Origin of the sequence: Streptomyces sp. NPDC002779 (genome assembly GCF_042888685.1) — a bacterium.
Classification (GTDB): domain Bacteria; phylum Actinomycetota; class Actinomycetes; order Streptomycetales; family Streptomycetaceae; genus Streptomyces.
In genome coordinates, this window is the sequence record NZ_JBIAQC010000002.1 from 790,227 (window position 1) to 814,266 (window position 24,040).

Consider the following 24,040-nt stretch of genomic DNA (forward strand, 5'->3'; position numbering starts at 1 on the left):
TCCCCTCGCGAACTCCAGAGATTATGCAGATTTTCTTCACGGCGTCGTCGACGCGCCCCCGGTTCGGCTGCGCATTCCGGATTCAACAGGCCATACGCGGCCGCACCCAGCACGATGGAAGGTGCATCGAGCCTCGGGAGGCCTGGGGAGGTCCGTATGGCCGGGGATACCCACACGCGGCACGGAACCGCGGTCCAGGAGAACGTGCCGGGCAATGTCCTCGTCCCGATCGGCGCGCTGCTGCTCGGGATGCTGCTCGCCGCGCTCGACCAGACCATCGTCTCCACCGCGCTGCCGACCATCGTCAGCGACCTGGGCGGGATGGACCACCTCTCGTGGGTGGTCACCGCTTATCTGCTGGCCTCGACCGCCGCCACGCCGCTGTGGGGCAAACTCGGCGACCAGTACGGGCGCAAACGGCTCTTCCAGACCGCCATCGTGATCTTCCTCGTCGGGTCCGCGCTGTGCGGCATGGCGCAGGACATGCCGCAGCTCATCGCCTTCCGGGCACTGCAAGGGCTGGGGGGCGGCGGGCTGATGGTGCTGTCCATGGCCATCGTCGGGGACCTCGTCTCACCCCGCGAACGCGGGCGCTACCAGGGGCTGTTCGGGGCCGTTTTCGGCGCCACCAGTGTGCTCGGACCGCTCCTGGGTGGGCTGTTCACGCAGCATCTGAGCTGGCGGTGGGTGTTCTACATCAACCTTCCCGTCGGGGTCGTCGCCCTCGCCGTCATCGCCGCCGCGCTGCACATCCCGCGCCGCACCGAGCGCCATGTCATCGACTATCTCGGCACCTTCCTCATCGCCGCCGTCGCCACCTGCCTGGTGCTCGTCGCCTCGCTCGGCGGCACCACCTGGGGCTGGGGCTCCCCGCAGATCGTCTCGCTCGCCGTGCTCGGGGTCGTCCTCGCCGTCGCCTTCGTGGCCGCCGAGCGCCGGGCCGCCGAACCGGTGCTGCCGCTGAAGCTGTTCCGGATCCGCACCTTCACCCTCGCCGCCGTCATCAGCTTCATCGTCGGGTTCGCCATGTTCGGCGCGATGACCTACCTGCCGACGTTCCTCCAGGTCGTGCAGGGCGTCACCCCGACCATGTCCGGGGTGCACATGCTGCCGATGGTGCTGGGGCTGCTGCTGGCGTCCACCGCCTCCGGGCAGATCGTCAGCCGTACCGGGCGCTGGAAGGTGTTCCCGATCGCCGGTGCCGGCGTGACCGCCCTCGGGCTGCTGCTCCTGCACCAGCTCCACGTGGACAGCTCCACGGCCGTGATGAGCACCTTCTTCTTCGTCTTCGGGCTCGGCCTCGGCCTGGTCATGCAGGTGCTGGTGCTGATCGTGCAGAACGCCGTGGCGTACGAGGATCTCGGCGTCGCCACCTCCGGCGCGACCTTCTTCCGGTCCATCGGGGCGTCCTTCGGCGTCGCCATCTTCGGCACCGTCTTCGCGAGCCGCCTCGACGACAAGCTCGCCGACGTCTTCCGGAGCGCCGAACTGCCCCCCGGCGTCTCGGTGGACGCCCTTGAGGCCGACCCGCGCGGCATCACCGAACTTCCCGCCGCGCTCCAGCCCGGCGCGGTGGAGGCGTACGCCACCTCCATCACCGACGTCTTCCTGTACGCCGCCCCCGTCGCCCTCGTCGGCTTCGTGCTGGCCTGGTTCCTCAAGGAGGACAAACTGCGCGGCTCGGTCACCGCCCCGGACGTCACCGAGACGCTGGCCAGCAACCCGGTGCAGCGGTCGTCGTACGACGAGGTGTGCCGTGCGCTGTCGGTGCTGGGCACCCGGGAGGGGCGGCGCGAGATCTACCGCAGCATCACCGAACGGGCCGGGTACGACCTGCTCCCCGGGGCGAGCTGGCTGCTGCTGCGCATCAGGCGGTACGGGTGGGTGGAGCCCGGGCAGCTCGCCGAGCGCAGCACCGTCCCCCTGGCGGTGATCCTCGCCGCCGCCCGCCAGGTCGAGGAACGGCGGCTGGCCAGGCGTGAGGGCCTGGACCTCGTCCTGACCGACCAGGGGCGCGAGGTCGCCGAGCGGCTTTCGCAGGCCCGGGAGGACTCCCTGGCCGAACTCCTCGGCGACTGGTGGGGCCCGGACCGGCCGACCGATCTGGCGCAGCTGGTGAAGGAACTCAACGCCGAACTGTGCGGCTCGGCCGGCGAACAGCCCCGCAACGGCTCGGCGCCCGGGGTCAGCCGAGGTTCTTCGTGAACCAGTGATCGGCGTAGGGGTCGTCGTTGTGCGGCTCGGTCTCGGTGTACCCGAGGCGCGCGTACAGGGCCCGGGCCTCGGTCAGGTCGCTGCGGGTGTCGAGGATCATGCGGCCCGCCCCCATCGCGCGGGCGGCGCTGCGCAGGGACTGCGTCACGACACCCGCTTCAGTTCGGCGGTTCACCGGGAAGGAGCCCTACTCCTGCCGTCCCGGCCGCCTCCCGGCGAACCGCGCCACCAGCAGCCGCCCCTTCAGCTGTAGCGGTCGCTGACCTCCGTGTAGTTCGCCCGCCAAAGGGCTGTGGCGGTGGGGGAGTCAGGGGGTTCCGGGGTGATGGTCCAGGTCATGGCCGTCATTGTCGGGCGCCGCCGTTTGAGGAGGTAACTCGGGGCAACCCGGAGCGTGTACCGGTTCGCAGGGAGGACCGGTTGGGTCGAGAACCCCGGAAGGCATACATGTCCACAGGTCTGATCATCGCTCTGATCGTGATCGTGGCGGCCGTTCTCATCGTCGCGGCCGTCCTGTTCCTGCGCGCTCGACGAGGCGGGCAGGGGGGTCGGAGCCTCAAGGGGCGTTTCGGCCCCGAGTACGACCGGGCCGTTGCCCGGCACGACGGTGACACCAAGGCCGCGGAGCGCGAGCTCTCCGAGCGGGTGCAGCGGCACGGTTCGCTGCACGAGCGCCCGCTGGAGCCCGCGCAGCGGCAGCAGTACGAGGCGCGCTGGGCGGCTGCCCAGGAACACTTCGTCGACTCCCCGCAGCAGGCGGTGAGCGAGGCCGACCAGCTGCTCGCCGAGCTGGCAGGGGCCAAGGGTTTCCCGGACGGCGGTCGGTACGAGGAGCAGCTCGCCGCGCTCTCCGTCCACCACGCCCGTCACGTCGACGGCTACCGGCGCGTCCACCGCGCCGCGCACGCCGGAGCGGGCGGAGGCGCGGGGATGGCCGCGGTCGGGCAGAGCGGCACCGCCGGCACCGAGGAGATGCGCGAGGCCATGATCGAGGCCCGGCTGCTCTTCGAGGAGCTGGTGGGGCAGTCCGAGAACAAGCGTCACCGGCCGGCTCGGGAGGAGTCGGCCAAGCCCACTGACGGTCACCACGCTCCGTGGGCGATCACCAGGCGTCACGCGAAGGGGAGCTGAGTGACATGACGGATGCGACACGCGGTACAGGAACAGGCGCGGGCATAGGCGCCGGCGCCGGTATGGGCGGCACGGGCACCGGCCGCACGCCGGGCGGAGACCCGGCGGTGGGCGGCCACACGGCCGACCCCACGCGCGCCACGACCGCCACCACCGGCGGGGGCGCGGTGACCGGCCGCACGACCGGCCAGGCAGGCCACACCGGCCAGGCAGGCCAGACGACCCCGCTGCTGCCCCGTGAGGAATACGACAAGCTCGAGACCCGGCTCCAGCACGCCATGACCGGGTTCGTCGACGAGCCCCGGGCCTCCGTCGAGGAAGCCGACCAGGCGCTGGAGGAGCTCACCGGCCGGCTCACCGACGCGCTCACCCAGCGGCGGCGCACCCTGCGCGGCTCCTGGCAGGGCGACGAGCGTTCCGCCGACACCGAGCAGCTCCGCCTCGCGCTGCGCGACTACCGCGAGCTGGCCGACCGGCTGCTGCGCGTCTGACGCCCTCAGGCGTCCGACGGATCCGCGAACCGGGCCTCCCGCCACCGTCGTACCACGTCCTCGACGTCGTACGGCTTCTTCCCGAGCGGGGGGCCCGGCGGCGGTTTGAACATCATCTCGCGGATCTTCGTGTTGATGTCCGTGACGATCTTCCGGACCAGCCGCTCGGTGGGCGCCCTCAGCGCCGCCTCCAGAGCGTCCTCCGCCTCCTTGCGCAGCGCGAGCGTCGGCGGCAGCACCGACAGCCCCTCGCGGGCCATCTTCTGCCTGACCCACCACAGTTCGTCGTACGTCGTGTCCGTGCCCGGCGGCAACGGCCGCCCCGCGCCGGGGAGACGGGCGAAGTCGCCGCGTCTCTCGGCATCCCGGATCTGCTTGTCCACCCAGGACTCGAACGGGACGCCCGGTGGCTTTCGCTCGGTCATGACTCCATTGTGCCGGACAGGGTAGGGCCGGGCGATTTATCATGCGGCCGCTGTGTAAGGACACTTCAGGAGGACGCACGTGCTCGAACTCACCATGGCCGCCGTCACCGCGGCGGAGGAGGGTGCCACGGCCGGCATGCTCATGGCCGACGCGCCCAGCGAGCCGGGCGCCGTGCTCCGGGTGGGCCGCGACAAGTCGGTGTGCCGGCTGGCCACGCCCGACGACTGGCTGTTCGTGTCCCGGGTGCACCTGGAGTTCCTGTGCGGGCCGGAGGGGAACTGGCAGGTGACCTGGCTGCGCGGCTCCCAGCCCGACCCGTCCTCCGACGTCCGGATCGCCATCGGCGCCTACGCCCAGGCCCTCGCCTACGGCGGCACCCTGCCGTTGCCCCGGGGCGGCAGCGGCGAGATCGTCGTACGGGACCGCACCGCGCCGCGCAGCGTCAACGTCGGCTTCTACCACGAGGCTTAGCCCACTGGCCGGAAAGTGCCCTACGCCAGCACCCGCGCCAGCAGGAAACCGTCGTAGCCCTTGCTGCCCACCGTCTGGATCGCCGTACCGCTCAATCGCGGGTGGCCGCCGATCAGTTCGACGGCCGCCCGCGTGCCCTGGACGTCCGCCGCCGGGCTGTCCGCCTCCGCGACCCGGCCGCCGCGCACCACGTTGTCGACGATGATCAGGCTGCCCGCGCTGGTGAGCCGCAGCGCCCACTCCACGTAGTGGGCGTTGTTCGCCTTGTCGGCGTCGATGAAGACCAGGTCGAAGGGGGCCGGGTTCTCGTCGGCCAGCTGGGGCAGGGACTCCAGGGCCGCGCCGACGCGGACGTCGACCACCTTCTCCAGGCCCGCCCGGGCGATGTTGCGGCAGGCCACCTCGGCGTGCTTCGGGCTGTACTCCAGGGAGACCAGGCGCCCGTCGGCGGGCAGCGCGCGGGCCAGCCAGATGGTGCTGTAGCCGCCGAGGGTGCCGATCTCCAGGATGGTCCGGGCGCCCTGGGTCAGGGCCAGCAGGTGGAGGAGCTTGCCCTGCGGGGCGGAGACGGCCACCTGCGGGAGCTCCGCGGCCTCGCTGTCGCGCAGGGCGGCCCGCAGCGCTTCGTCGTCGGGCGAGAGGTGGGCGGTGAAGTAGTCGTCCACGGCGTCCCAGAGCTGCGAATCGCTCATGTACCTGTGCCTTCCTATGGCTAGTTAGAGCGGCTAAGTAGCGCCGCTAAGGAATATAGCCGTCTTGTGCCGTTGGCAGGGGACATGTCCGGCTCGGGACTATCGTCATTCGGACAAAAGCAGAGCGGACGTCAGGTGAATCGACGGTTGCCTGCGTCTCTTCCGGGGGTGATACGGGCCCCATAGGGTTCGTGACGGGATCTCACATGCCACGCGACGCGTGGGACTGACGGGGCGGGAGGCCGACGAGGCGTGGCGAATGCGGAGCACAGCGGGCCACCGGCGGAAGGATTCGGAGCGACGGCCGCCGGCACGGCCCGGGCACGCCTGCGCGCGGCCCGTATCGGCCTGTGGCTGGTCGCCGCCGTCCTCGCGGTACGGCAGGTGGCCGTCGTCCTCAGCACGCCCCGCGGGGAGCGGCTGACGGATCTGGAGACCTGGGTCGGTCCGGACGGCGTCCTGCATGTGAACGGCTCCCTGTACGACTCGACGCGGTTCACCGGCACCCCTTTCGGGGGACTTGTGCTGAAGCCGCTGACCAAGTCCGCCGAGCAGACGCTCGGCTGGGGCTGGACCTTCGGCACCCTGCTCCTGGTGGTCGCCCTCGGCCTGCTGGCGGCACGCGCCCTGCCGCAGCCCGTCAGCCGCCGGACCTCCCTGCTCGCCGCGCCCCTCGCGGTCAGCCTGCTGATGCTGTCGCTGCCGGTGCGCAACAGCTTCTGGCTCGGCCAGACCAGCATCATCCCGGTGCTGCTGGTGCTGGCGGGCTGCTTCGCCGTACGGGGGCAACGGGCCGGCGGCGTGCTGATCGGCGTGGCCGGCGCGCTGCAGCCGACGCTGCTGCTGTTCGCGCCCCTGCTGTGGTTCACCGGCCGCCGACGGGCCGCCGCCGCCACCGGCGCGACCTTCGCCGCGGCGACCCTGCTCGCCTGGGCCGCGATGCCGCACGACTCGTACACCTACTGGGTGCACCACATGGCCGGCACCGGACTCGGCGGACGCGCCGACGACCTGGCCAACCAGTCGCTGCACGGCGCCCTGTTGCGGCTGGGCCTGGACGGGCCGCTGGAGATCGCGCTGTTCCTGGTGCTCGCCGCGACCGTCGCCGCCCTCGGGGTGCGCCGGGCCGTGCGCTACGCCCGGGACGGACAGCTGCTGCTCGCCGTCGCCATCACCGGCTGCGCGGCCATCGTCGCCTCGCCCACCGCCTGGCAGCACCAACTGCTGTGGGTGCTCCTCGCCGTCGTCGGCCGGGTCGGCAAGAAGGCCTCCGACCGGTATGTGTGGCCGGTCGCCGTCGTGCTGGTGATGACCCTCCCGGCGAAGATGATGCTGCCGAACATGGCGGCCCTGTACCCCCTGCGGGACAACGTCGTCCTGCTGGCCGCGCTCGCCGCCGCCACCTTCGTGCCGTTCCTGTCCCGCACCTCGCCCTACTACCAGGCACCGCTGCCCACGCCGTACGCCGATCCCGTCCCCACCCGCTTCAAACACGTGCCGCTGCTGCCGTTCCTGCGCCGGGTGCTGGCCCGTCCGAACCTGCTGCTGGAACTGCTGCTGATCCGGGTCACCTACGCCGCCTACTCCAAGGTCCGCCTCGCCGCGACCGGGGGCAGCAACTCCGCGGGCCGGGAGCGGGCCGAGGAACACGGGCAGCAGATCCTCGACCTCGAACGCTTCCTGCACCTCGACATCGAGCACACGCTCAACCACGCCGTGGTCAAGGTCGACGTGCTGCGCAACTTCTTCGACTTCTACTACACGTCGTTCCACTTCGTGGTCCCGCTGACCGTCCTAGGCCTGCTGTACTGGCGCCGCCCGGTCGACTACCGCTGGGCACGCTCCGCCCTCGGCTTCGCCACCCTGCTCGCCCTGGTCGGCTTCTGGCTCTACCCGCTGGCCCCGCCGCGGCTGATGCCGGGCCTGGGGATCATCGACACCGTGCACGGCGTGCAGGACTTCTCCAAGCCGGACTACGGCACGCTCACCGCGCTCACCAACCAGTACGCGGCGATGCCGTCGCTGCACTTCGGCTGGTCGCTGTGGTGCGGTCTGGTCATCGCGATCGTCGCGCCGAAGGCGTGGATGAAGACCCTCGGGCTCCTGCATCCCCTCTTCACGCTCACCGCGATCGTCGTCACCGGCAACCACTGGGTGCTGGACGCGGTGGGCGGCGCCGCGGTGGTCGGCGCCGGGTTCGGTCTGACGTATCTGCTCCAGGGCCCGCGCGCCCGGCCGGTGACGGCGCAGGAGGTCAGCAGCGAGCCGCTGAAGGACCGTACTCCGAGCTGATCCGGTACACGCCGGGTGAGTTCACCGTCAGCCGGGTGAACTCGCCCTGCCGGGACAGGCATCCGCCCTCCGCGCGCAGCCAGCGCGAGTACGCCACCCGCACGGTCACCGAACCGGCGCGCGGCAGCCGGACGACGAGGTCGGCGCCGGAGGACCGCACGACGGTCGCGGGCGCCGACACCAGGGGTACGGCGTCCCGCACCCGGTAGATCCGCCAGTGCGCGTCCCGCCACACCGGCTCCAGCCAGTCGGGCCGCCGCTCCCTGATGAGCCGCGCCTCGGCCTCGGCGTACCCGTCGGGCTTGCCGAGCGGCAGGACCACCAGACCGACCGCCCACCGGTCGAGCCAGGCACGGTAGTTGGCGGCGTCGAAGGTGCCGTCGTAGAACAGGCGGGCCCGTTCCATGTCGAGCTGGCGGTTCCAGCCGCGGGCCATGGTGATGTGCGGGGCGAGTTCGACGGCCTCGCGGTGGTTGCGGGCCGGGACGACCTCGACCCGGGTGCGGTCGGCGCCGAGGACCTCCAGGGCCCGGACGACCCCGTTGGTCTCTTGCGCCCAGGCGGGCACCGTCGTGGAGACCACCAGGTCGTCGGCGGTCTTCTTGCCGACCCAGCCGACCGAGAAGACCAGCGCCGCCACCAGTAGATTCCGCCGCACCCTGGCCAGGCCGGGCGCGCCGAGCAGGGCGGCCGAGAGCACGGCGGGCGCGAACAGCTCCGCGAACCGCTCGACGTTCGTGCCGACGGGGGAGGGGATCAGATACGTCAGGACGGTCCCGGCCGCGTAGACCGCGCCGCTCCACCGGGCGACCCGCCAGGCGCGCGGTGCCAGCGCGGTGACCGCGAGACCGAGGACGACCGGTGGCCAGACCCGCGCCGGGGGCATCAACTGCTCGCCGCTGAAGGGGAACAGCAGGGTCGTCACGCCGACGACCGCGGCGGGCGGCACCAGCAGGGCGAGCGCCCGCCCCCAGTCCCGTACGAGCAGCATCGCCGCGCCCACGACCACCAGGAACAGGCCCGCCACCGGGCTCGCCATGGTCGCGAGGACCGCGTACGCCACCGCCAGGGTGATGCGGCGCTCCCGGGTGAGCAGGAGGCAGGCGGCGAGGCCGAACGTGACGCCGAGGGCGAAGGTGGTGCGGCCCGAGGCCACGTTGCACCACAGGGCGAGCGAGGCGAGCAGCGCCGGGCCGAGGGGGCGTCGGACGCCGGTGCGGGTGATGAGGACGGCCGCCAGCCAGGACGCGGCGAGCCCGGAGACGACGGTGACCGTGCGCACGCCGAGGGCCGCCATCAAGTACGGCGAGAGCAGGCTGTAGTTGGCGGTGTGCATCCCGCCGTACCAGACCAGGCTGTAGGCCGAACCGCCGTGTCGGGAGGCGAAGTCCGCCCAGGCCAGCTGGGCCGCGAGGTCGCCGCCGCCGGTGGCGAGGAGGGACCACCACAGGGCGTAGAGGGGCAGTAGCGGGAGGGTGGCGAGCAGGGGTATTCGGAAGGGATGCTTCCGCAGGGGGGCCGTGCGGGTGCCGGGGCGGGTGGCGAGCTCTGCCGGCGGGTGCATCACGATCGAAGACGCCGTGGGGAGCGGTTTCGTTCATCAGTGCGTCACGGCGGAGTTCATCTGCCGGTTGCGGGGGGACTTCGTCGTGCCGGTCGCGGGGGAGGCAGGGGCGAGGCGGGGGATGGGTGCTCCTGCCTCCCCCGGGTCTGTCAGGCCAGGCTGACCCGGAGGTGCTTCACGCCGTTGATCCAGGCCGAGCGCAGCCGGTCCGGGTCGCCCGCCAGGCGCAGGCCGGGCATCGCGTCGGCGACGGCGTTGAAGATGAGGTCGATCTCCAGGACCGCAAGGGACTTGCCCAGGCAGAAGTGCGGGCCCCCACCGCCGAAGCCGAGGTGCGGGTTCGGGTCGCGGGTGATGTCGAAGGCGTCCGGGTTCTCGAAGACCTCGGGGTCGCGGTTTGCGGCGGCGTAGAAGAGGCCCACCCGGTCGCCCTTCCTGATCAGCTTGCCGCCCAGTTCGGTGTCCTGGGTGGCGGTGCGCTGGAAGGAGTTGACCGGGGTCGCCCAGCGGACGATCTCCTCGGCCGCCGTCCCGGGCCGCTCCCGCCGGTACAGCTCCCACTGCTCGGGGTGGGTGAGGAAGGCGTGCATGCCGTGGGTGATGGCGTTGCGGGTGGTCTCGTTGCCCGCCACGGCCAGCATCAGCACGAAGAAGCCGAACTCGTCCGAGCCCAGGCTGCCTTCGTCCGTCGCCGTCACCATCGTGGTCACGATGTCTTTCGCCGGGCACTGCTTGCGGTCGGCGGCCATGTTCATCGCGTAGGCGATCAGCTCGGTGGCCGACTCCTGGCCGACCGCTTCGGTGATCGCGTACTCCGGATCGTCGTACGAGATCATCTTGTTGGACCAGTCGAAGATCTTGGCCCGGTCGTCCTGCGGGATGCCGATCAACTCGGCGATGGCCTGCAGGGGCAGTTCGCAGGCGACTTCGGTGACGAAGTCGAACGGGCCGGTGTGCGCGCGGGCCTCCTCGGCTATCGCGCGCGCCCGGTCGCGCAGGCGCTGCTCCAGCGCCCGTATCGCGCGCGGGGTGAACACCCGCTGCACGATCCCCCGGACCCGGGTGTGCTCGGGCGGGTCCATGTTCAGCAGGATCAGCCGCTGGGCGTCGATCGCGTCGCGCTCGATGTGCTCGTTGAACCGGATGATCGCGGTGTTGACCCAGGAGGAGAAGAGTTCCGGGTGCGTGGAGACGTACTTGACGTCCGCGTGCCGTGTGACGGCCCAGTACCCCTCGTCCTGGAAGCCGGCGAGATTGCCCGGCTGCGGGATCCAGCGCACCGGCTCGGCCCGGCGCAGCTCGGCGTACTCCGGGAAGGGGACGCGGTGTCGGAGGAGGTCGGGGTCGGTGAAGTCGAACCCGTCGGGAAGCGCTGGACAGGGCATGGCGGCTCCAGCCATTGGCCGACTGAGGACAGCTGTCTGACGGACCATCAGTTGTCGCGCAACGTAACGGCGGGCCCCGAAGACTGCAAGACCCTTGCGGTGATGCGCGTCACGTCAGCAGACTGCACACAGAACTAGAACACGTACTAATTGTGGATCTGGTTGTGCTGGTTCCGGATGAGAGGACCACCCCCCATGGCCGCCGAACCCGTGATCGTCGAAGCCGTCCGCACCCCCATCGGCAAGCGCGGCGGCGCGCTCGCCAATCTGCACCCCGCCTATCTGCTGGGCGAGACCTACCGCGAACTCCTCGGCCGCACCGGCATTCCCGCCGACTGCGTCGAGCAGATCGTCGGCGGTACGGTCACCCACGCCGGCGAGCAGTCCATGAACCCCGCGCGCACGGCCTGGCTCACCATGGGCCTGCCCTACGAGACCGCCGCGACCACCGTGGACTGCCAGTGCGGTTCCTCCCAGCAGGCGTCGCACATGACCGCGAACATGATCGCGGCCGGGGTCATCGACGTCGGTATCTCCTGCGGCGTGGAGGCGATGTCCCGGGTGCCGCTGGGGTCGGGGTCCAAGCACGGGCCCGGCAAACCGTTCCCGGACGAGTGGAACGTGGACCTCCCCAACCAGTTCGAGGCGGCGGAACGGATCGCGCGGCATCGGGGGCTGACGCGCGAGAACGTCGACTCGCTGGGGCTGATCTCGCAGGAGCGGGCCGGTGTCGCCTGGGCCGAGGAGCGGTTCAAGCGGGAGACGTTCGCGGTCCAGGTGCCGACCACCGAGGACGAGCAGCGGGCCGGGCAGGGCATGTGGCGGCTCGTGGACCGGGACGAAGGGCTGCGCGACACGTCCATGGAGGCGCTGGCCCGGTTGAAGCCGGTCATGCCCACCGCGGTGCACACGGCGGGCAACTCGTCCCAGATCAGCGACGGCGCGGCGGCGGTCATGTGGGCGTCCAAGCGGATGGCGCGGGCGCTGAAGCTGCGGCCGAGGGCGCGGATCGTGGCGCAGGCGCTGGTCGGCTCCGACCCGCACTTCCATCTGGACGGACCGATCGACGCGACGAACGCGGTGCTGGGCAAGGCGGGGATGTCCCTGCGGGACATCGACCTCGTCGAGATCAACGAGGCCTTCGCGTCGGTGGTGTTGAGCTGGGCCCAGGTCTTCGAGCAGAGCCTTGAGAAGGTCAACGTGAACGGCGGTGGCATCGCGCTCGGGCATCCGGTGGGGGCCACGGGGGCGCGGCTGATCACCACGGCACTTCATGAACTGGAGCGCACGGACAGGGAGTTCGCACTGGTGACGATGTGCGCGGGGGGTGGCTTGGCCACCGGCACGATCATTCAGCGGCTGTAGTCGACGTCCAGTTCACGAAGGTGGTGAAGGTGGCGGGGTCGATGGTGAGAATCGGTCCCGTCGGGGTCTTGGAGTCGCGGATGGCGACGGAGTCGGTGGCTTCGGCGATCTCGACGCAGTTGCCGCCTTGGTCGCCGCTGTAGCTGGACTTACGCCAGTTGCTCTCCATAGCGGTCCTCCATCACGCGCTGGATCAGCTCCGCCGAATCCCTCAGGGAGAGCGCGGCGGCTTGCAGGTGATCGTAACGGAGCGAGCAGTCCTTGACGGTGTCCGGGTTGGCGGTTGGATGTCCGCTGCCGTAACCCTCGGTGTAGACGATGGTCGGATCGCCTGCGAAGCGGTAGATGTCGAACGAGCCTTGTAGTCCCGCGTGCGCCCCTTCCGTGAACGGCAGCACCTGGATATTGACTCGGGGGTTGTGCTCGAACGACAACAGGTGGGCCAGCTGGTCCCGCATGGTCCCGGGGCCGCCCATTTCCTGATGCAGTGCGCCCTCGCTGAGGATCGCCCAGAACACCGGCGGCTCCTCCTTCTCGAAGATGTTCTGCCGCGCGAGTCGTACGGTTACGCGGTCGTCGAGATTGGTCGGGTCCAGCACGCCGAGCACTGCACGGGCGTAGTCCTTCGTCTGGAGGAGGCCATGCACCATGTGCGTCTCGAAGGAGCAGATCTCGATGGCCCTCGCTTGCAGCTCCGCGACCTGCTGAAACCACGCCGGAAGTTGACTGCGCATCACCAGCGCGACGAGGCGGGACAGTAACCCGCCCGTGTTCAGGGCCGCGTCGGCGCGTTGGCTGAACTCCAGCGTCGGGAGTTTCCGGGCCGTCTCGATCTGACCGACGAGCGACCCGGTGTAGTTGAGGATCTCGCCCAACTGGCGCTGGGTGAGACCGGCGGCCTCGCGGTACCGGCGTAGCTCGAAGCCGTAGTAGTCGAGAGGCGAGGCGCCCGGATCCAGAACGTTGACGTGCGTCACGAAGTGCCCCCACTCCAGAGCATGTTGTGTTCGACCTGTAGCCCAGAGTAGTTCCGCGAGGTCAGGCTCGTACCGTGAACGAACACATTCCCCCTGGGTACTCCATGCACCTCACGGTCGGTGAGCACTCGGCGCGGCACATTCGCCGGATCGTCCGCTCGCTGCTGGCCGACTGGGAGATGCCGGAGCTGTACGACGCCGTCGCGCTGGGAGTGACCGAGCTGGTCGCCAATGTCGTACGCCATGTCCCGGACCGGAGATGCCGGTTGCTGGTGCTGCGGCGGGAGGCGGGGGTGCGGGTGGAGGTGGCGGACGGGTGTCCCGAAGTCCCGTGCATGGAGAGTCGGTTGCCGCTGGACTCGGAGGGCGGGCGGGGGCTGGTGCTGCTCAGTGAGGTGGCGGAGAAGTGGGGGGTCGACCGGCGGGACGGGGGTGGGAAGACGGTGTGGTTCGAGGCCTGACCCCGCATCCGCCTGGCGGAATCAAGCTCCGCCGCACGAACGAAACCGCACCCGTGCGGACACGGGTGCGGTTTCGTTGCGTCGGGGGGTCGGCTCGGCTTAGTACCAGCCGTTGGCCTGCCAGAAGTTCCAGGCGCCGCAGGCGCTGCCGTAGCGGTCCTTCATGTAGTCGACGCCCCACTCGATCTGGGTGGCGGGGTTGGTCTTCCAGTCGGAGCCGGCGGAGGCCATCTTCGAGGCGGGCAGGGCCTGGACGAGGCCGTACGCGCCGGACGAGGCGTTGGTGGCGTTCGCGTCCCAGCCGCTCTCGTGCTCGACGATGTTGGAGAAGCACTGGTACTGGGCCGAGTTGCCGATCATCTTCTTCGCGGTCGCCTGGGCCGACGCCTCGGAGACGGCGGCCTGCGCGGGCGCCGCGGTGAAGATCGCACCGGCGGCGGCAGCGGCCACGGCGGTACCGGCGAGGGCCTTCTTCGGGGTGGCGATGGTGCGGAGGAAAGAAGCGGCGGACAAGGCGGTGACCTTTCGTCGGGGACGGTGTGGCCGCGGCATGCCGTGACCACGCGGTGCGTGGGGGACATGCGTCGGCGCCGAGGCCCGTGGGGCTCGTCGGCGCCGTGCGACGTCATTCAGATAAGCAGGCCGGGAGGGAGGTCCGCAATGCCCCTATTTGCTAGTTGTGGCCGTATGTGGGGTACATGCTTCTCGTGTGACGTGGCTCTCAAAGGGCAGGTCAGGGGTCCTTTTGGTGTGGACACGGCTTCCGAAATGCCCACTAAGTCGGGTCGTAGGTGATGTGGGTCATGTGGGGTGGTTCACCGTGGTGCTGACCGTGTGCGTACGAGGGCTTACGCGCCGGGTTTGTCGAATGTGACCGGCGCCTCGAAAGCCGCCCTGCGCGTCGCCCGGCGCAGCGCCTTGAGGATCGCCGGGCCGAGGGTCAGGGTCAGCACGACCGTCACCAGGGCCCGGCCCAGGTCCCAGCCGAGGGAGGTGGCCAGGCAGTACACGACGAACCGGGCCAGGTTGGCGGGGACGCCCGCGTCGGGGTCGAAGGCGATGTTCGAGGCCTGTTCCTTCAGGAACGGCCAGCCCGCGAGGTTCGTCATCGCGCCGTAGGCGAAGGCGGCGACGAAGCCGTACGCGGCGATCAGCAGCAGCTCCGCCCGCCCGCGGATCCGGTCAGGGCCCGGGAGCAGCCCCGCGCCCATGGTGAACCAGCCCATCGCCAGCATCTGGAACGGCATCCACGGTCCCACCCCGCCCGTGAGCAGCGCGGACGCGAACATGCTCAGCGCGCCGAGAACGAACCCGAAGCCGGGGCCGAGGACCCGCCCGCTGAGCAGCATCAGGAAGAACATGGGCTCCAGGCCGGCCGTCCCCGCGCCGATCGGGCGCAGTGCCGCTCCGGTGGCCGCGAGTACGCCCAGCATGGCGACCGCCTTCGGGCCCAGGCCGGACTCGGAGATCGTCGCCGCGACGACCGCGACCAGGAGGATCAGCAGTCCCGCGAACAGCCACGGGGCGTCCTCGGAGTGGGCGCTGGTCCGGGAGCCGGGCGGGGCGAAGAGGGGCCAGCCGATGGCGGCCAGGCCGACCGCGCTGACCAGGGTGAGGGCGGCGATCGAGCGGGGGCCGAGGCGGATGGGGCGGGCCTGGGGGGTGGGGGGCTGCGGGGTGCGGTTCGGGGTCATGAGAGGGCCCGCTCGACCTGGGCGACCGTGAGCCACTGCTGCGGGGCGAGGATCTTGGTGACCTGCGGGGCGAAGGAGGGGGACGACACCACCACCTCAGCCGTGGGGCCGTCGGCGATCACCTCTCCCTCCGCCAGCAGCAGCACGCGGTGGGCCAGCTCGGCGGCCAGCTCCACGTCGTGCGTGGCCAGGACGATCGCGTGGCCCTCGGCCGCGAGCCCGCGCAGGACCCCGACCAGGCGGGCCTTCGCCGCGTAGTCCAGGCCCCGGGTCGGTTCGTCGAGCAGGAGCAGGGGCGGGCGGGCGGTCAGTACGACGGCGAGCGCGAGCGCCAGGCGCTGGCCCTCGGAGAGGTCCCGGGGGTGGGTGTCGTCGCTCACGCCGGGCAGCAGCTCGGTGACCAGGGCGCGGCAGGTGCCGGGGGTGGCGTCCGCGTCGGCGTCGGCCGCGGCGCATTCGGCGGCGACCGTGTCGGCGTAGAGGAGGTCGAGGGGTTCCTGCGGGACGAGGCCCACGTGGCGGATCAGGTCGGGGGGTGCAGTGCGGTGGGGGGTGACTCCGCCGACGCGGACCTCGCCGGAGGAGGGTTCCACCAGGCCGACGAGGGTGTTGAGCAGGGTGGACTTTCCGGCGCCGTTGCGGCCCATGAGGGCGATGGTCTCGCCGGGGGTGACGGTGAGGTCGACCTTGCGGAGGCTGCGGATGCGGGCCGCGCCGCGGGTGACGGTCAGGGCCCGTACTTCGGCTGTGAGAGGGGACGGCGGGGTGCTGGGGGTGCGGCGGAACCAGCGGCGGGTGGGGGCGCCCAGTGGGGTGGGGGTTGTGGTTTGGGGGCGGCTGCGGGTGGGGTGTGGCTGGTCGCGCAGTTCCCCGCGCCCCTTTGGGGAGTTGGTGTCCCGTTCCTTCAGCTGGTGCCGTAGGTCTGCTGCCCTTCTGCGGGCGTCCCTGACCGTCAGGGGCAAGGGGGTCCAGCCCGCCAGGCGGCCCAGGGCCACGACCGGTGGGGTGACCGGGGAGATCGCCATGACCTCCGCCGGGGGGCCGAGGACGGGGGCCGCTCCCGGGGACGGGAGCAGGACGACGTTGTCGGCGTACTGGATGACCCGTTCCAGGCGGTGCTCGGCCATCAGGACCGTCGTGCCCAGGTCGTGGACCAGGCGCTGGAGGACCGCCAGGACCTCCTCCGCCGCCGCCGGGTCCAGGGCGGAGGTCGGTTCGTCGAGGACCAGGACCTGGGGGTGGGGGGTGAGGACCGAGCCGATCGCCACGCGCTGCTGCTGGCCGCCGGAGAGGGTCGCGATCGGGCGGTTGCGCAGATCGGCCAGGCCCAGCAGGTCCAGGGTCTCCTCGACCCGGCGGCGCATGACGTCCGGGGCCAGACCCAACGACTCCATGCCGTAAGCCAGTTCGTCCTCCACCGTGTCCGTCACGAAGTGGGCGCGGGGGTCCTGGCCCACCGTGCCGACCACGTCGGCGAGTTCGCGCGGCTTGTGGGTGCGGGTGTCGCGGCCGGCGACGGTCACCCGGCCGCGCAGGGTGCCGCCGGTGAAGTGCGGGACCAGGCCGCTCACGGCGCCCAGGACCGTGGACTTGCCCACGCCCGACGGGCCCACGAGCAGGACGAGTTCGCCTTCCGGTACCTCGAAGTCGATGTGCCGCACCGTGGGTTCGCGCTGTCCGTCGTACGTCACGGAGACGTTCTCGAAGCGGATCACGACGGCTCCTTCGGGGTGGGGGCGAGGACGGCGGGGAGCAGGCCGAGGAGGATCGCCGCGGCGGGCCAGAGGGGCAGGGTGGGGGCGGTCAGGGGGATCACGCCGGGCTCCAGCGCCGCGGGGTCCCGGGCCTCGGCCAGGAACATGAGCGCGGCGACCGCCGTCCCGGACGCCGTCACCAGCCAGGCCCGCGCGCCCCAGGGGTCGGGGCGGTAGCGGGTGCGGGTGACTCGGCGGCCGCCCAGGCGCAGGCCGACGAGGGCGGTGGTGAGCCCGGCGAGGAGGACGGGGAGGCCGTAGGTGCCGCCCTCCGGCGTCAGGACGCCGTAGGTCCCGGCGCAGACGCCGAGCAGGCCGCCGAGTGTGAGGGCGGTGGTGGTACGGCGTACGGCGGGCGGGACGTCGGCGGTACGGCCGTATCCGCGGGCGTCCATCGCGGCGGCGAGGGCGACCGAGCGTTCCAGGGCGCCCTCCAGGACGGGCAGGCCCACTTGGAGCAGGCCCCTGATTCCCTTGTCCTGGCGGCCTCTCAGGCGGCGGGCGGCCCGTAGGCGCTGGACGTCCGCGATGAGGTTCGGGGCGAAGGTGAGCGCCACGACCACCGCGACGCCCATCTCGTACAGGGCACCCGGGAGGCATTTGAGGAGGCGGGTGGGGTTGGCGAGGGCGTTCGCCGCGCCCACGCAGATGAGGAGGGTGGCCAGCCGCAGGGCGTCGTAGAGGGCGAAGACGATGCCCTCCGCGTGGACCCGGCCGCCCAGGCGGATGCCCTGCGCCCAGTCGGGGAGGGGGATCTCGGGGAGGGTGACCAGGGTGTGGGTGCCGGGGATGGGGGAGCCGAGGACGACGGCGAAGGCGAGGCGGATGAGGATGACGGCGAGGGCGAGCTTGACGAAGGCGTTGTAGGAGCGGGACCAGGGGGTGTTCTGGCGGCAGGTCACGACGACGTAGGCGGACGTGGCTATGAGGAGGGTGAGGAGGAGGGGGTTGGTGGTACGGGTCGCGGCGGTGCCGAGGGCTAGGGACCAGAGCCACCAGGCACCGGGGTGGAGGGGGACGCGGGGCGTGGGCCTGGGCGGGGTGGGTTCGCCCACCGGCGCATGCTGGGTGCCGCTGCGCCCCGAACGGCTGGGCGCCTTACCCATGCCCGCGTCGGCGTGCCTGCCAGATTGCCGCCGCTCCCAGGGTCGCCACGCCCGCTACGCCCGCCCACAGGCCCACGGACGGGCCGTCCGTCTGCTCCGTGCTCTCGGGCGCCGACTTCGCCACCTTCTCGCCGCAACCCGCGCTCGGGTAGCCCGCGATGGCGCACAGCAGGGCGTTGGAGTCGTAGCGGAGCGGCTTGGCGACCGAGGCCAGCGCATCCGCCGTGGTGGCGTCCTCGCCGACCCGCGCGCAGGCCGTGCGGAGCTTCGGCGGGGTATCTCCCGAGGGGGACTCCGTCTTGGTGCCGAAGTCGATCACCAGGGCCACCCGCTTCTCGCCGTCCCGGGCCGGTGTCCGCGCGCAGATCGCCCCGAAGGACGCCGTGCCGCGCGGGGTCGCCGCGTCCGACGAGTCCTCGCTCAGGGTGAAGCGGAACCCCTGGACGTCGCCGTCCGAGGGGACCGTCGTGGACGGGCCCAGGGTGGCGTACGTCCAGGACGAACCGTCGCGGTCCCAGAAGGACCAGTAGCGGTACCCGGCGGCCTGCGCCGAGGGGGCCGCGGCCCACAGGGCGAGCACGGCCAGCAGCAGTGCGCAGGCCCGGCGTGTCACAGCTGCTGCCCCTTGTTGCGGCCGGTGAACAGGAAGCCGACGCCGATGCCCGCGACCAGGCCCACGCCGATGATCCACCAGACGCTGACGCCGTCCTCGTCGTCCTCCGCCTTCTCGGCGGCCTTCGCGGTGGCCTGCGTCCTCGGCTCGGGGCCGGTGGCGTTGAGCTGCTTCACCAGGTCCGTGCCGCCGAAGGCACGCGGGTCCGCCCCGGCCGCCTCGGCCGCGAGGATCAGCTGAGCGTAGGCGGCGGGGCCGTTCTGCTTCGCCCAGTCCGCGGAGTTCTTCTCCAGCCAGGTCAGCGGCTTCTCCGCCGCCTTCGGGCCGGCCGTCACGGCGAGCGCGACGACCGCGTCGGCCGTGTTGCCGTAGTCGGGCTGGTCCTCGGCACCGGCGAGGGCGGACATCAGGTGGCTGTCCTTCTTCATCGCCTCGGCGAGGTAGGAGGCGCCGTTGGCGGCGACCCGGTCGGGCTCGGTGGCGTCGGCGCAGCGCAGGTCGGTGTCGTCGGCCGCCTTCGCCGACTCCATGCTCATGCCCTTCAGGCCGAGCACGGCCGCCGCGGTCGCGTCCGCGTTGGCGGTGAGCTTGCCCTTCTTGTCGGGCTGGTAGGCGAACGCGCCGCCGTCCTCGCAGGGCAGCGCCAGCTCGCGCAGGGCGTCGTAGGGGGACTTGCCGCCCTTGACCGTGGTGTCGGGTTCCTGGCCCACGGCGTTGAGGGCGCCGATGACGACGGACGTGGAGTTGGCGTCGCTCGGGCCGCCGGGGGTGTAGCCCCAGCCGCCGTCCTTGTTCTGCACGCTCTTGAGCCAGGTGACCGCCTTGAGGGCGACGTCCATGTGGTCGCCGTCACCGGCCAGGGCAAGGGCCTGGGCCGCGGCGGCCGTGCTGTTGGTGTCGACCATGACCTTGGCGTCGCAGGCCTTGGCGGGCTCGGCGCGGAAGGGGGCGAAGGCGCCGTTCGCGCACTGCTGGCCGAGCAGCCAGTCGACGGCCTTGGCGGCGGGCCGCACATCCGACTTGTGCTGGGCGATCAGGGCCAGCGACTGGCGCCAGACGCCGTCGTACGTCGGATCGGCGGTGCCGTACAGACCGGAGGGGATCGCCACGGACGGCGACGGTGACGGGGACGCGGCCATGACGGGCGTGGCCGTGCCGATCACGGCGGTGGCGGCCAGGACCGCGGCGCTGCGGCGGACGTTCATGATCGGCGGGTGCCTCTCCCTGGGGGGAGCCGGGCAGCACGGGACGACCCCGGGCGGCTCGGCTCCGCAGACCTCGACGGTGCCGTGCGGCGGCGGGCTGCCGACGCACGTGAGCCGTTTCACGTACCCGTGCGGGGCAGTCCGGCTCGCAGCTTCTTCGGCTTCTTCGTCTTCTGAAGGCTTCTTCGGCTGCTCACGGTTGCGGGTCAGCGCCGGAATTGCACCGGCTTCCCCCCGTACGGGTGTGATGACGACGCGGCCACTCTACCGGCCCGTACATCCGGCTCTTACGGAACCCTCACACGGCCCGGTACGTCACCGGCTCGCTCCCCGTCACCGTCTCCGCCCTGCCCAGCTTCACCAGTCGGCGCAGGTGGGACTCGGCCTCCGAGACCGCGATGGTGCGTGAGCCGTAGGGGATCTGCTCCCAGGGGCGGTTCCATTCCATGCGCTCGGCGAGCTGCCAGGCGGTGAGGGGTTCCCGGAGGAGGGTGAGGAGGCCGGTGAGGCGCGTCTCGTGGTGGGTGAGCAGCTCCCGCACGCGGGCCTCCGCGCCGGTGAAGGGGTGCTGGTGGGCCGGGAGGATCTCGGCGGGGGCCAGTCGGGCGACGCGTTCCAGGGAGTCCAGGTAGTCGCCGAGGGGGTCGGTGACGGTGGTGTCGTCGGGGTCCTCGTACAGGCCGATGTGCGGGGTGATCTCCGGCAGGACGTGGTCGCCGGAGAACAGGCGCCCGTGGCCGGGGAGTTGCTCGGGGTGCTCCTCCTCCAGGTGCAGGCAGACGTGGCCCGGGGTGTGGCCCGGGGTCCAGATCGCGCGCAGCCGGCGGCCGGGGAGGTCGAGGAGTTCGCCCGGGACGATCTCGCGGTCCGGGAGGGCGGGGGAGAGGCCGGGCAGGGCACGGCGGCGGGCGCAGCGCAGCGGGGCCACATGCTCCTCGGGGGCGCCTGCCGCGGTGAGCTTCGCCGCCATGTACGCGAACCAGCGCTCGGGTTCGGCCGAGCGGGCGCGGCGCACGATCGCCGTGTCCGCCTCGTGCATCGCGATCCAGGCGCCGGAGGCCTCGCGCACGGCGCCGGACAGGCCGTGGTGGTCGGGGTGGTGGTGGGTGACGACCACGCCGTGGACCTCACCGACGGACGTACCGCAGGCCGTCAGGCCCTCGGCGAGGGTGTCCCAGGAGGCCGGGTCGTCCCAGCCCGTGTCGATCAGCACGGGCCCGCGGTCGGTGTCGACGACGTAGACGAGGGTGTGGCCGAGCGGGTTGTCCGGGATGGGGACCTGGAGGGAGCGAACGCCCCCGCCGTGATCGTGGGTTCTCGTCATCTGCCCCTCCGCGTCGCGGTCATTGCCCACTATAACTAGAACTGGTATCAGTTCTGAGGCAGCGTCAGAAACAGTGCAGCGTCAGAAACAGTGCTCAGCTCCGCAGGAGGCGTCGGCCATGACCGAGCTCGTGGAACACGGACAGCTGTTCATCGGCGGGGAGTTGACCGATCCCCTCGGCAAGGACTTCATCGAGGTCGTCTCACCGCACACGGAAGAGGTCATCGGGCGGGTGCCGCACGCGTCCACCGCCGACGTGGACCGGGCCGTCGCCGTCGCCCGCAGGGCCTTCGACGAAGGGCCCTGGCCGCGGATGTCCCTGGAGGAGCGGATCGAGGTCGTCACCCGGATCAAGGACGCCTTCGCCGTGCGGCACGAGGAGATCGCCCGGGTCATCTCCTCGGAGAACGGCTCCCCTTACTCCTGGAGCGTCCTCGCGCAGGCGCTCGGCGCGATGATGGTGTGGGACTCCGCCATCACCGTCGCGCGCAACTTCACCTACGAGGAACACCGCGACGGCGTCCTCGGCAAGATCCTCGTGCGGCGCGAGCCGGTCGGGGTCGTGGCGGCCGTAGTGCCCTGGAACGTCCCGCAGTTCGTCGCCGCCGCCAAGCTCGGCCCCGCCCTGCTCACCGGCTGCACGGTGGTGCTCAAGCCGTCCCCCGAGACGCCGCTCGACGCCTGTCTGCTCGCCGAGATCACCCAGGAGGCCGGGCTGCCGGAGGGGGTCCTGTCCATCCTCCCCGCCGACCGCGAGGTCAGCGAGTACCTCGTCGGGCACCCCGGCGTCGACAAGGTCTCCTTCACCGGCTCGGTCGCCGCGGGCAAGCGCGTGATGGAGGTGGCCGCGCGGAACCTGACGCGGGTGACCCTGGAGTTGGGCGGCAAGTCGGCGGCGGTCGTGCTGCCGGACGCGGACGTCGACACCGCGGTGGCCGGCATCGTCCCGGCGGCCTGGATGAACAACGGCCAGGCCTGCGTCGCCCAGACCCGCATCCTGCTGCCCCGCTCCCGCTACGACGAGTTCGCCGAGGCCCTCGCCGCCGCCGCGAACGCCCTCGTCGTCGGCGACCCCCTCGACCCCGCGACGCAGGTCGGCCCGCTCGTCGCCAAGCGCCAGCAGCGCCGCAACCTCGACTACATCCGCATCGGCCAGGAGGAGGGCGCCAAGATCCTCACCGGCGGCGGGCGCCCGCCGGGCCTGGACCGGGGCTGGTACGTCGAGCCGACGCTCTTCGGCGACGTCGACAACTCCATGCGGATCGCGCGGGAGGAGATCTTCGGGCCGGTGATCTGCCTGCTGCCCTACGGCGACGAGGCCGAGGCGGTGAGAATCGCCAACGACTCCGAGTACGGGCTCAGCGGCAGCGTCTGGACGGCCGACGTCGAGCGCGGCATCGAGGTCGCCCGCCGGGTCCGTACCGGCACCTACTCCGTCAACACCTTCAGCCTCGACATGCTTGGCCCGTTCGGCGGCTACAAGAACTCCGGTCTGGGGCGGGAGTTCGGGCCCGAGGGGTACGGCGAGTACCTGGAGCACAAGATGATCCACCTCCCCGCGGGCTGGGAGGCGTAGGGATGGGGGCACCTCCCGCGCGAGCGGAGCCGGGCGTGGGGGCGGGAGACCGCTGGCATGTCGAGGTCGACCGGTCCGTGTGCATCGGCTCGGCCCAGTGCGTCCACCGCGCCCCCGACGCGTTCCGGCTCGACACCGCCCGCCAGTCCCACCCGTGCGAGCCGGAGACGGACGCCCACGAGGAGGTGCTGGCGGCGGCGGAGATGTGCCCGGTGGAGGCGATCGTGATCACGCTGCTGGGCAGCGGGGAGCCGGTGTTTCCGCCGGAGGACCAGTAGGGCTTGGCCAGGTTCATTCGGACGCCGCACGAACCATGCCGCACACCCTGCGGACGCTCGGGCCGACCGACGAGATCACTGCCGAACTGACCGTGCTGGTGGGCTTCGACCAGGACCTGGCGGCTGCAGCAACCCGCACCGCCGACCGCATATGCGGCCTGCTCACCCGAACGGCCTCGGTGACGTAGCGGTAGGCCGTCGTGGGCCCCAGGCCGCACCTTGCTGCGAGTTGGGCGCCCGACGGGTACACGAACACAGGATGCCTCTGGTGGAGACAGTTCTCTCGGTCGAAAAGCCGTCTACCAGGGGCTTCATCATGCTCTCAGCCCAACGGCCATGCGTCAGCAGCAGGTTGGAAAAGGTGCCCATGCACAGCAGGCCCCGTGACCAGGCCCAACCCGCCGCCGAGACCCGCAGGTTCCTCCACCGCCGCCAACGGCAGCCGCACATCGGCCGCGGCTACTTCGGCGGCCCACACGTCCGCTACACCCTCGATTAGAACCCTTTGGGTTCTAATCAATATCGTTGACTATTTCATCTACTTGACCTTTGACGGGCAACTGCCATCAGGATCCCTATCACCACAAAAAGCGTCAGCTTCTTGGCTGGGCTCATCTGCATACTCCCCGCGTCTATACGTGTGGCCCCCGGTTGGCGAGAACGCGAACCGGGGCCTTAGCCGGAGAGCGTGTTGCGGCTTGCCGCCATGACCGCCTGAGTGCGCAGGTCCGCGTCGGCCTGCGGTGGCTCATGGCCTACTTCGCTTAGCTGCGCTCACGGCCAAGGACACTGCAGCGAGAGCGGTGCCAGCTACTCCCACGTACGTCCACACCGACCCGTCCGCAGAGATAAGCAGTACGATCGGCAACCACCGCACAGAAGGCAGCCGTGATCCATTGCGACTTTTGCAAGTTGGGGCTTCCGCTCGGCCTTGGACTCATCCTTCTTCTCCCTGGACGTGTGTGTCTATTCGATCGTCGGTACCTTTGTGATGCCCCAGGCTGCAGCTGCTGCGATTCCG

At 71.2% G+C, this 24,040-nt stretch carries 22 protein-coding genes, 3 pseudogenes and 1 riboswitch; of the genes and pseudogenes, 11 read left to right on the forward strand and 14 right to left on the reverse strand.

The genetic code is table 11. The features are described from left to right. Positions 1-156 precede the first annotated feature (156 nt). Positions 157-2,205: a DHA2 family efflux MFS transporter permease subunit gene (locus tag ACFYW5_RS09145; RefSeq protein ID WP_389416294.1), complete on the forward strand. Its 2,049-nt coding sequence runs from the start codon at positions 157-159 to the stop codon at positions 2,203-2,205. On the opposite strand, the pseudogene ACFYW5_RS09150 reads toward ACFYW5_RS09145, so the two are convergent. Continuing rightward, a pseudogene (locus ACFYW5_RS09150) lies at positions 2,186-2,553 on the reverse strand (GNAT family N-acetyltransferase). The gene ACFYW5_RS09145 and the pseudogene ACFYW5_RS09150 overlap by 20 nt on opposite strands. A 108-nt stretch (positions 2,554-2,661) precedes the next feature. Between ACFYW5_RS09150 and ACFYW5_RS09155 the strand changes: the two are divergent. Together ACFYW5_RS09155 and ACFYW5_RS09160 are read left to right on the forward strand one after the other, a co-directional pair. Continuing rightward, a complete protein-coding gene (locus ACFYW5_RS09155; RefSeq protein WP_389416295.1) occupies positions 2,662-3,345 on the forward strand; it encodes a hypothetical protein in 684 nt (227 codons plus the stop codon). 5 nt (positions 3,346-3,350) lie between these two features. Next, complete coding sequence (locus tag ACFYW5_RS09160; RefSeq protein WP_389416296.1) at positions 3,351-3,836, forward strand: hypothetical protein; 486 nt, start codon at positions 3,351-3,353, stop codon at positions 3,834-3,836. Positions 3,837-3,841: 5 nt separating this feature from the next. Here ACFYW5_RS09160 and ACFYW5_RS09165 read toward each other — a convergent pair whose 3' ends face one another. Then, complete coding sequence (locus ACFYW5_RS09165) at positions 3,842-4,261, reverse strand: DUF1992 domain-containing protein (protein ID WP_389416297.1); 420 nt, start codon at positions 4,259-4,261, stop codon at positions 3,842-3,844. A gap of 79 nt (positions 4,262-4,340) precedes the next feature. Between ACFYW5_RS09165 and ACFYW5_RS09170 the strand changes: the two genes are divergently transcribed. Next, positions 4,341-4,733: a hypothetical protein gene (locus tag ACFYW5_RS09170; RefSeq protein ID WP_389416298.1), complete on the forward strand. Its 393-nt coding sequence runs from the start codon at positions 4,341-4,343 to the stop codon at positions 4,731-4,733. A 20-nt stretch (positions 4,734-4,753) separates the two neighbouring features. Here ACFYW5_RS09170 and ACFYW5_RS09175 read toward each other — a convergent pair whose 3' ends face one another. Next, on the reverse strand, positions 4,754-5,425 hold the full coding sequence (locus ACFYW5_RS09175) for an O-methyltransferase (protein ID WP_389416299.1): 672 nt from the start codon (positions 5,423-5,425) through the stop codon (positions 4,754-4,756). Positions 5,426-5,677: 252 nt separating this feature from the next. On the opposite strand from ACFYW5_RS09175, the gene ACFYW5_RS09180 reads away from it, so the two are divergent. Further along, the gene (locus ACFYW5_RS09180; protein WP_389416300.1) at positions 5,678-7,717 is read left to right on the forward strand and encodes a bifunctional glycosyltransferase 87/phosphatase PAP2 family protein; all 2,040 of its coding nucleotides are present in this window, start codon (positions 5,678-5,680) and stop codon (positions 7,715-7,717) included. Here the strand turns inward: ACFYW5_RS09180 and ACFYW5_RS09185 are convergent. Together ACFYW5_RS09185 and ACFYW5_RS09190 are read right to left on the reverse strand one after the other, a co-directional pair. After that, the gene (locus ACFYW5_RS09185; RefSeq protein WP_389416301.1) at positions 7,680-9,281 is read right to left on the reverse strand and encodes a hypothetical protein; all 1,602 of its coding nucleotides are present in this window, start codon (positions 9,279-9,281) and stop codon (positions 7,680-7,682) included. The two genes, ACFYW5_RS09180 and ACFYW5_RS09185, sit on opposite strands and share 38 nt — an antisense overlap. Before the next feature lie 149 nt (positions 9,282-9,430). Next, positions 9,431-10,666, reverse strand: coding sequence for a cytochrome P450 (locus tag ACFYW5_RS09190; RefSeq protein ID WP_389416302.1), 1,236 nt, complete (start codon positions 10,664-10,666; stop codon positions 9,431-9,433). A gap of 195 nt (positions 10,667-10,861) precedes the next feature. Here ACFYW5_RS09190 and ACFYW5_RS09195 point away from each other — a divergent pair, with 195 nt between their 5' ends. Beyond that, the gene (locus ACFYW5_RS09195; protein WP_389416303.1) at positions 10,862-12,031 is read left to right on the forward strand and encodes a steroid 3-ketoacyl-CoA thiolase; all 1,170 of its coding nucleotides are present in this window, start codon (positions 10,862-10,864) and stop codon (positions 12,029-12,031) included. On the opposite strand, the gene ACFYW5_RS09200 is transcribed toward ACFYW5_RS09195, so the two are convergent. Beyond that, positions 12,015-12,200, reverse strand: a complete 186-nt coding sequence (locus ACFYW5_RS09200; protein WP_389416304.1) for a DUF397 domain-containing protein — start codon at positions 12,198-12,200, stop codon at positions 12,015-12,017. The genes ACFYW5_RS09195 and ACFYW5_RS09200 overlap by 17 nt on opposite strands. Beyond that, on the reverse strand, positions 12,181-13,008 hold the full coding sequence (locus ACFYW5_RS09205; protein ID WP_389416305.1) for a helix-turn-helix transcriptional regulator: 828 nt from the start codon (positions 13,006-13,008) through the stop codon (positions 12,181-12,183). The genes ACFYW5_RS09200 and ACFYW5_RS09205 overlap by 20 nt, the downstream gene beginning before the upstream one ends. 74 nt (positions 13,009-13,082) lie before the next feature. Here ACFYW5_RS09205 and ACFYW5_RS09210 point away from each other — a divergent pair, with 74 nt between their 5' ends. Continuing rightward, the gene (locus tag ACFYW5_RS09210; RefSeq protein WP_389416306.1) at positions 13,083-13,469 is read left to right on the forward strand and encodes an ATP-binding protein; all 387 of its coding nucleotides are present in this window, start codon (positions 13,083-13,085) and stop codon (positions 13,467-13,469) included. Between the two features lie 99 nt (positions 13,470-13,568). Here the strand turns inward: ACFYW5_RS09210 and ACFYW5_RS09215 are convergent, their stop codons facing one another. From ACFYW5_RS09215 to ACFYW5_RS09245, 7 genes are all read right to left on the reverse strand, one after another. Further along, positions 13,569-13,982: a transglycosylase SLT domain-containing protein gene (locus ACFYW5_RS09215; RefSeq protein ID WP_389416307.1), complete on the reverse strand. Its 414-nt coding sequence runs from the start codon at positions 13,980-13,982 to the stop codon at positions 13,569-13,571. Positions 13,983-14,317: 335 nt separating this feature from the next. Next, on the reverse strand, positions 14,318-15,163 hold the full coding sequence (locus ACFYW5_RS09220; RefSeq protein WP_389416308.1) for an ECF transporter S component: 846 nt from the start codon (positions 15,161-15,163) through the stop codon (positions 14,318-14,320). Continuing rightward, a complete protein-coding gene (locus tag ACFYW5_RS09225) occupies positions 15,160-16,878 on the reverse strand; it encodes an ABC transporter ATP-binding protein (RefSeq protein ID WP_389416309.1) in 1,719 nt (572 codons plus the stop codon). Before ACFYW5_RS09225 ends, ACFYW5_RS09220 begins: the two co-directional genes overlap by 4 nt. Beyond that, on the reverse strand, positions 16,875-18,023 hold the full coding sequence (locus tag ACFYW5_RS09230; RefSeq protein ID WP_389416310.1) for a CbiQ family ECF transporter T component: 1,149 nt from the start codon (positions 18,021-18,023) through the stop codon (positions 16,875-16,877). The genes ACFYW5_RS09225 and ACFYW5_RS09230 overlap by 4 nt, the downstream gene beginning before the upstream one ends. After that, positions 18,016-18,636 (reverse strand): SCO2322 family protein, encoded by a 621-nt coding sequence (locus ACFYW5_RS09235; RefSeq protein ID WP_389416311.1) that lies wholly within the window; start codon positions 18,634-18,636, stop codon positions 18,016-18,018. Before ACFYW5_RS09235 ends, ACFYW5_RS09230 begins: the two co-directional genes overlap by 8 nt. Next, complete coding sequence (locus ACFYW5_RS09240; protein ID WP_389416312.1) at positions 18,633-19,841, reverse strand: prenyltransferase/squalene oxidase repeat-containing protein; 1,209 nt, start codon at positions 19,839-19,841, stop codon at positions 18,633-18,635. Before ACFYW5_RS09240 ends, ACFYW5_RS09235 begins: the two co-directional genes overlap by 4 nt. A 112-nt stretch (positions 19,842-19,953) precedes the next feature. Continuing rightward, a riboswitch (cobalamin riboswitch) is annotated at positions 19,954-20,115 on the reverse strand. Between the two features lie 24 nt (positions 20,116-20,139). Further along, a complete protein-coding gene (locus ACFYW5_RS09245) occupies positions 20,140-21,165 on the reverse strand; it encodes an MBL fold metallo-hydrolase (RefSeq protein ID WP_389416313.1) in 1,026 nt (341 codons plus the stop codon). A 118-nt stretch (positions 21,166-21,283) separates the two neighbouring features. On the opposite strand from ACFYW5_RS09245, the gene ACFYW5_RS09250 reads away from it, so the two are divergent. From ACFYW5_RS09250 to ACFYW5_RS09265, 4 genes and pseudogenes are all read left to right on the forward strand, one after another. Next, positions 21,284-22,741 carry an aldehyde dehydrogenase gene (locus tag ACFYW5_RS09250; protein ID WP_389416314.1) on the forward strand — a complete coding sequence of 486 codons (1,458 nt, stop codon included), beginning with the start codon at positions 21,284-21,286 and terminating at the stop codon, positions 22,739-22,741. A gap of 2 nt (positions 22,742-22,743) precedes the next feature. Continuing rightward, positions 22,744-23,019, forward strand: coding sequence for a ferredoxin (locus ACFYW5_RS09255; protein WP_389416315.1), 276 nt, complete (start codon positions 22,744-22,746; stop codon positions 23,017-23,019). A gap of 11 nt (positions 23,020-23,030) precedes the next feature. Then, positions 23,031-23,189 (forward strand): annotated as a pseudogene (locus tag ACFYW5_RS09260) (transposase); the annotation flags it as partial. A gap of 206 nt (positions 23,190-23,395) precedes the next feature. Next, positions 23,396-23,518, forward strand: a pseudogene (locus tag ACFYW5_RS09265) (IS630 family transposase); the annotation flags it as partial. Positions 23,519-24,040 lie beyond the last annotated feature (522 nt).

Excerpts from the sequence above, each read along its gene's own strand:
- ACFYW5_RS09200 (WP_389416304.1), bottom strand. The coding sequence starts at position 12,200 with ATGGAGAGCAACTGGCGTAAGTCCAGCTACAGCGGCGACCAAGGCGGC.
- ACFYW5_RS09230 (WP_389416310.1), bottom strand. The coding sequence starts at position 18,023 with ATGGGTAAGGCGCCCAGCCGTTCGGGGCGCAGCGGCACCCAGCATGCG.
- ACFYW5_RS09255 (WP_389416315.1), top strand. The coding sequence starts at position 22,744 with ATGGGGGCACCTCCCGCGCGAGCGGAGCCGGGCGTGGGGGCGGGAGAC.
- ACFYW5_RS09220 (WP_389416308.1), bottom strand. The coding sequence starts at position 15,163 with ATGACCCCGAACCGCACCCCGCAGCCCCCCACCCCCCAGGCCCGCCCC.
- ACFYW5_RS09240 (WP_389416312.1), bottom strand. The coding sequence starts at position 19,841 with ATGAACGTCCGCCGCAGCGCCGCGGTCCTGGCCGCCACCGCCGTGATC.
- ACFYW5_RS09165 (WP_389416297.1), bottom strand. The coding sequence starts at position 4,261 with ATGACCGAGCGAAAGCCACCGGGCGTCCCGTTCGAGTCCTGGGTGGAC.
- ACFYW5_RS09245 (WP_389416313.1), bottom strand. The coding sequence starts at position 21,165 with ATGACGAGAACCCACGATCACGGCGGGGGCGTTCGCTCCCTCCAGGTC.
- ACFYW5_RS09175 (WP_389416299.1), bottom strand. The coding sequence starts at position 5,425 with ATGAGCGATTCGCAGCTCTGGGACGCCGTGGACGACTACTTCACCGCC.
- ACFYW5_RS09155 (WP_389416295.1), top strand. The coding sequence starts at position 2,662 with ATGTCCACAGGTCTGATCATCGCTCTGATCGTGATCGTGGCGGCCGTT.
- ACFYW5_RS09190 (WP_389416302.1), bottom strand. The coding sequence starts at position 10,666 with ATGCCCTGTCCAGCGCTTCCCGACGGGTTCGACTTCACCGACCCCGAC.
- ACFYW5_RS09145 (WP_389416294.1), top strand. The coding sequence starts at position 157 with ATGGCCGGGGATACCCACACGCGGCACGGAACCGCGGTCCAGGAGAAC.
- ACFYW5_RS09185 (WP_389416301.1), bottom strand. The coding sequence starts at position 9,281 with ATGCACCCGCCGGCAGAGCTCGCCACCCGCCCCGGCACCCGCACGGCC.
- ACFYW5_RS09160 (WP_389416296.1), top strand. The coding sequence starts at position 3,351 with ATGACGGATGCGACACGCGGTACAGGAACAGGCGCGGGCATAGGCGCC.
- ACFYW5_RS09195 (WP_389416303.1), top strand. The coding sequence starts at position 10,862 with ATGGCCGCCGAACCCGTGATCGTCGAAGCCGTCCGCACCCCCATCGGC.
- ACFYW5_RS09250 (WP_389416314.1), top strand. The coding sequence starts at position 21,284 with ATGACCGAGCTCGTGGAACACGGACAGCTGTTCATCGGCGGGGAGTTG.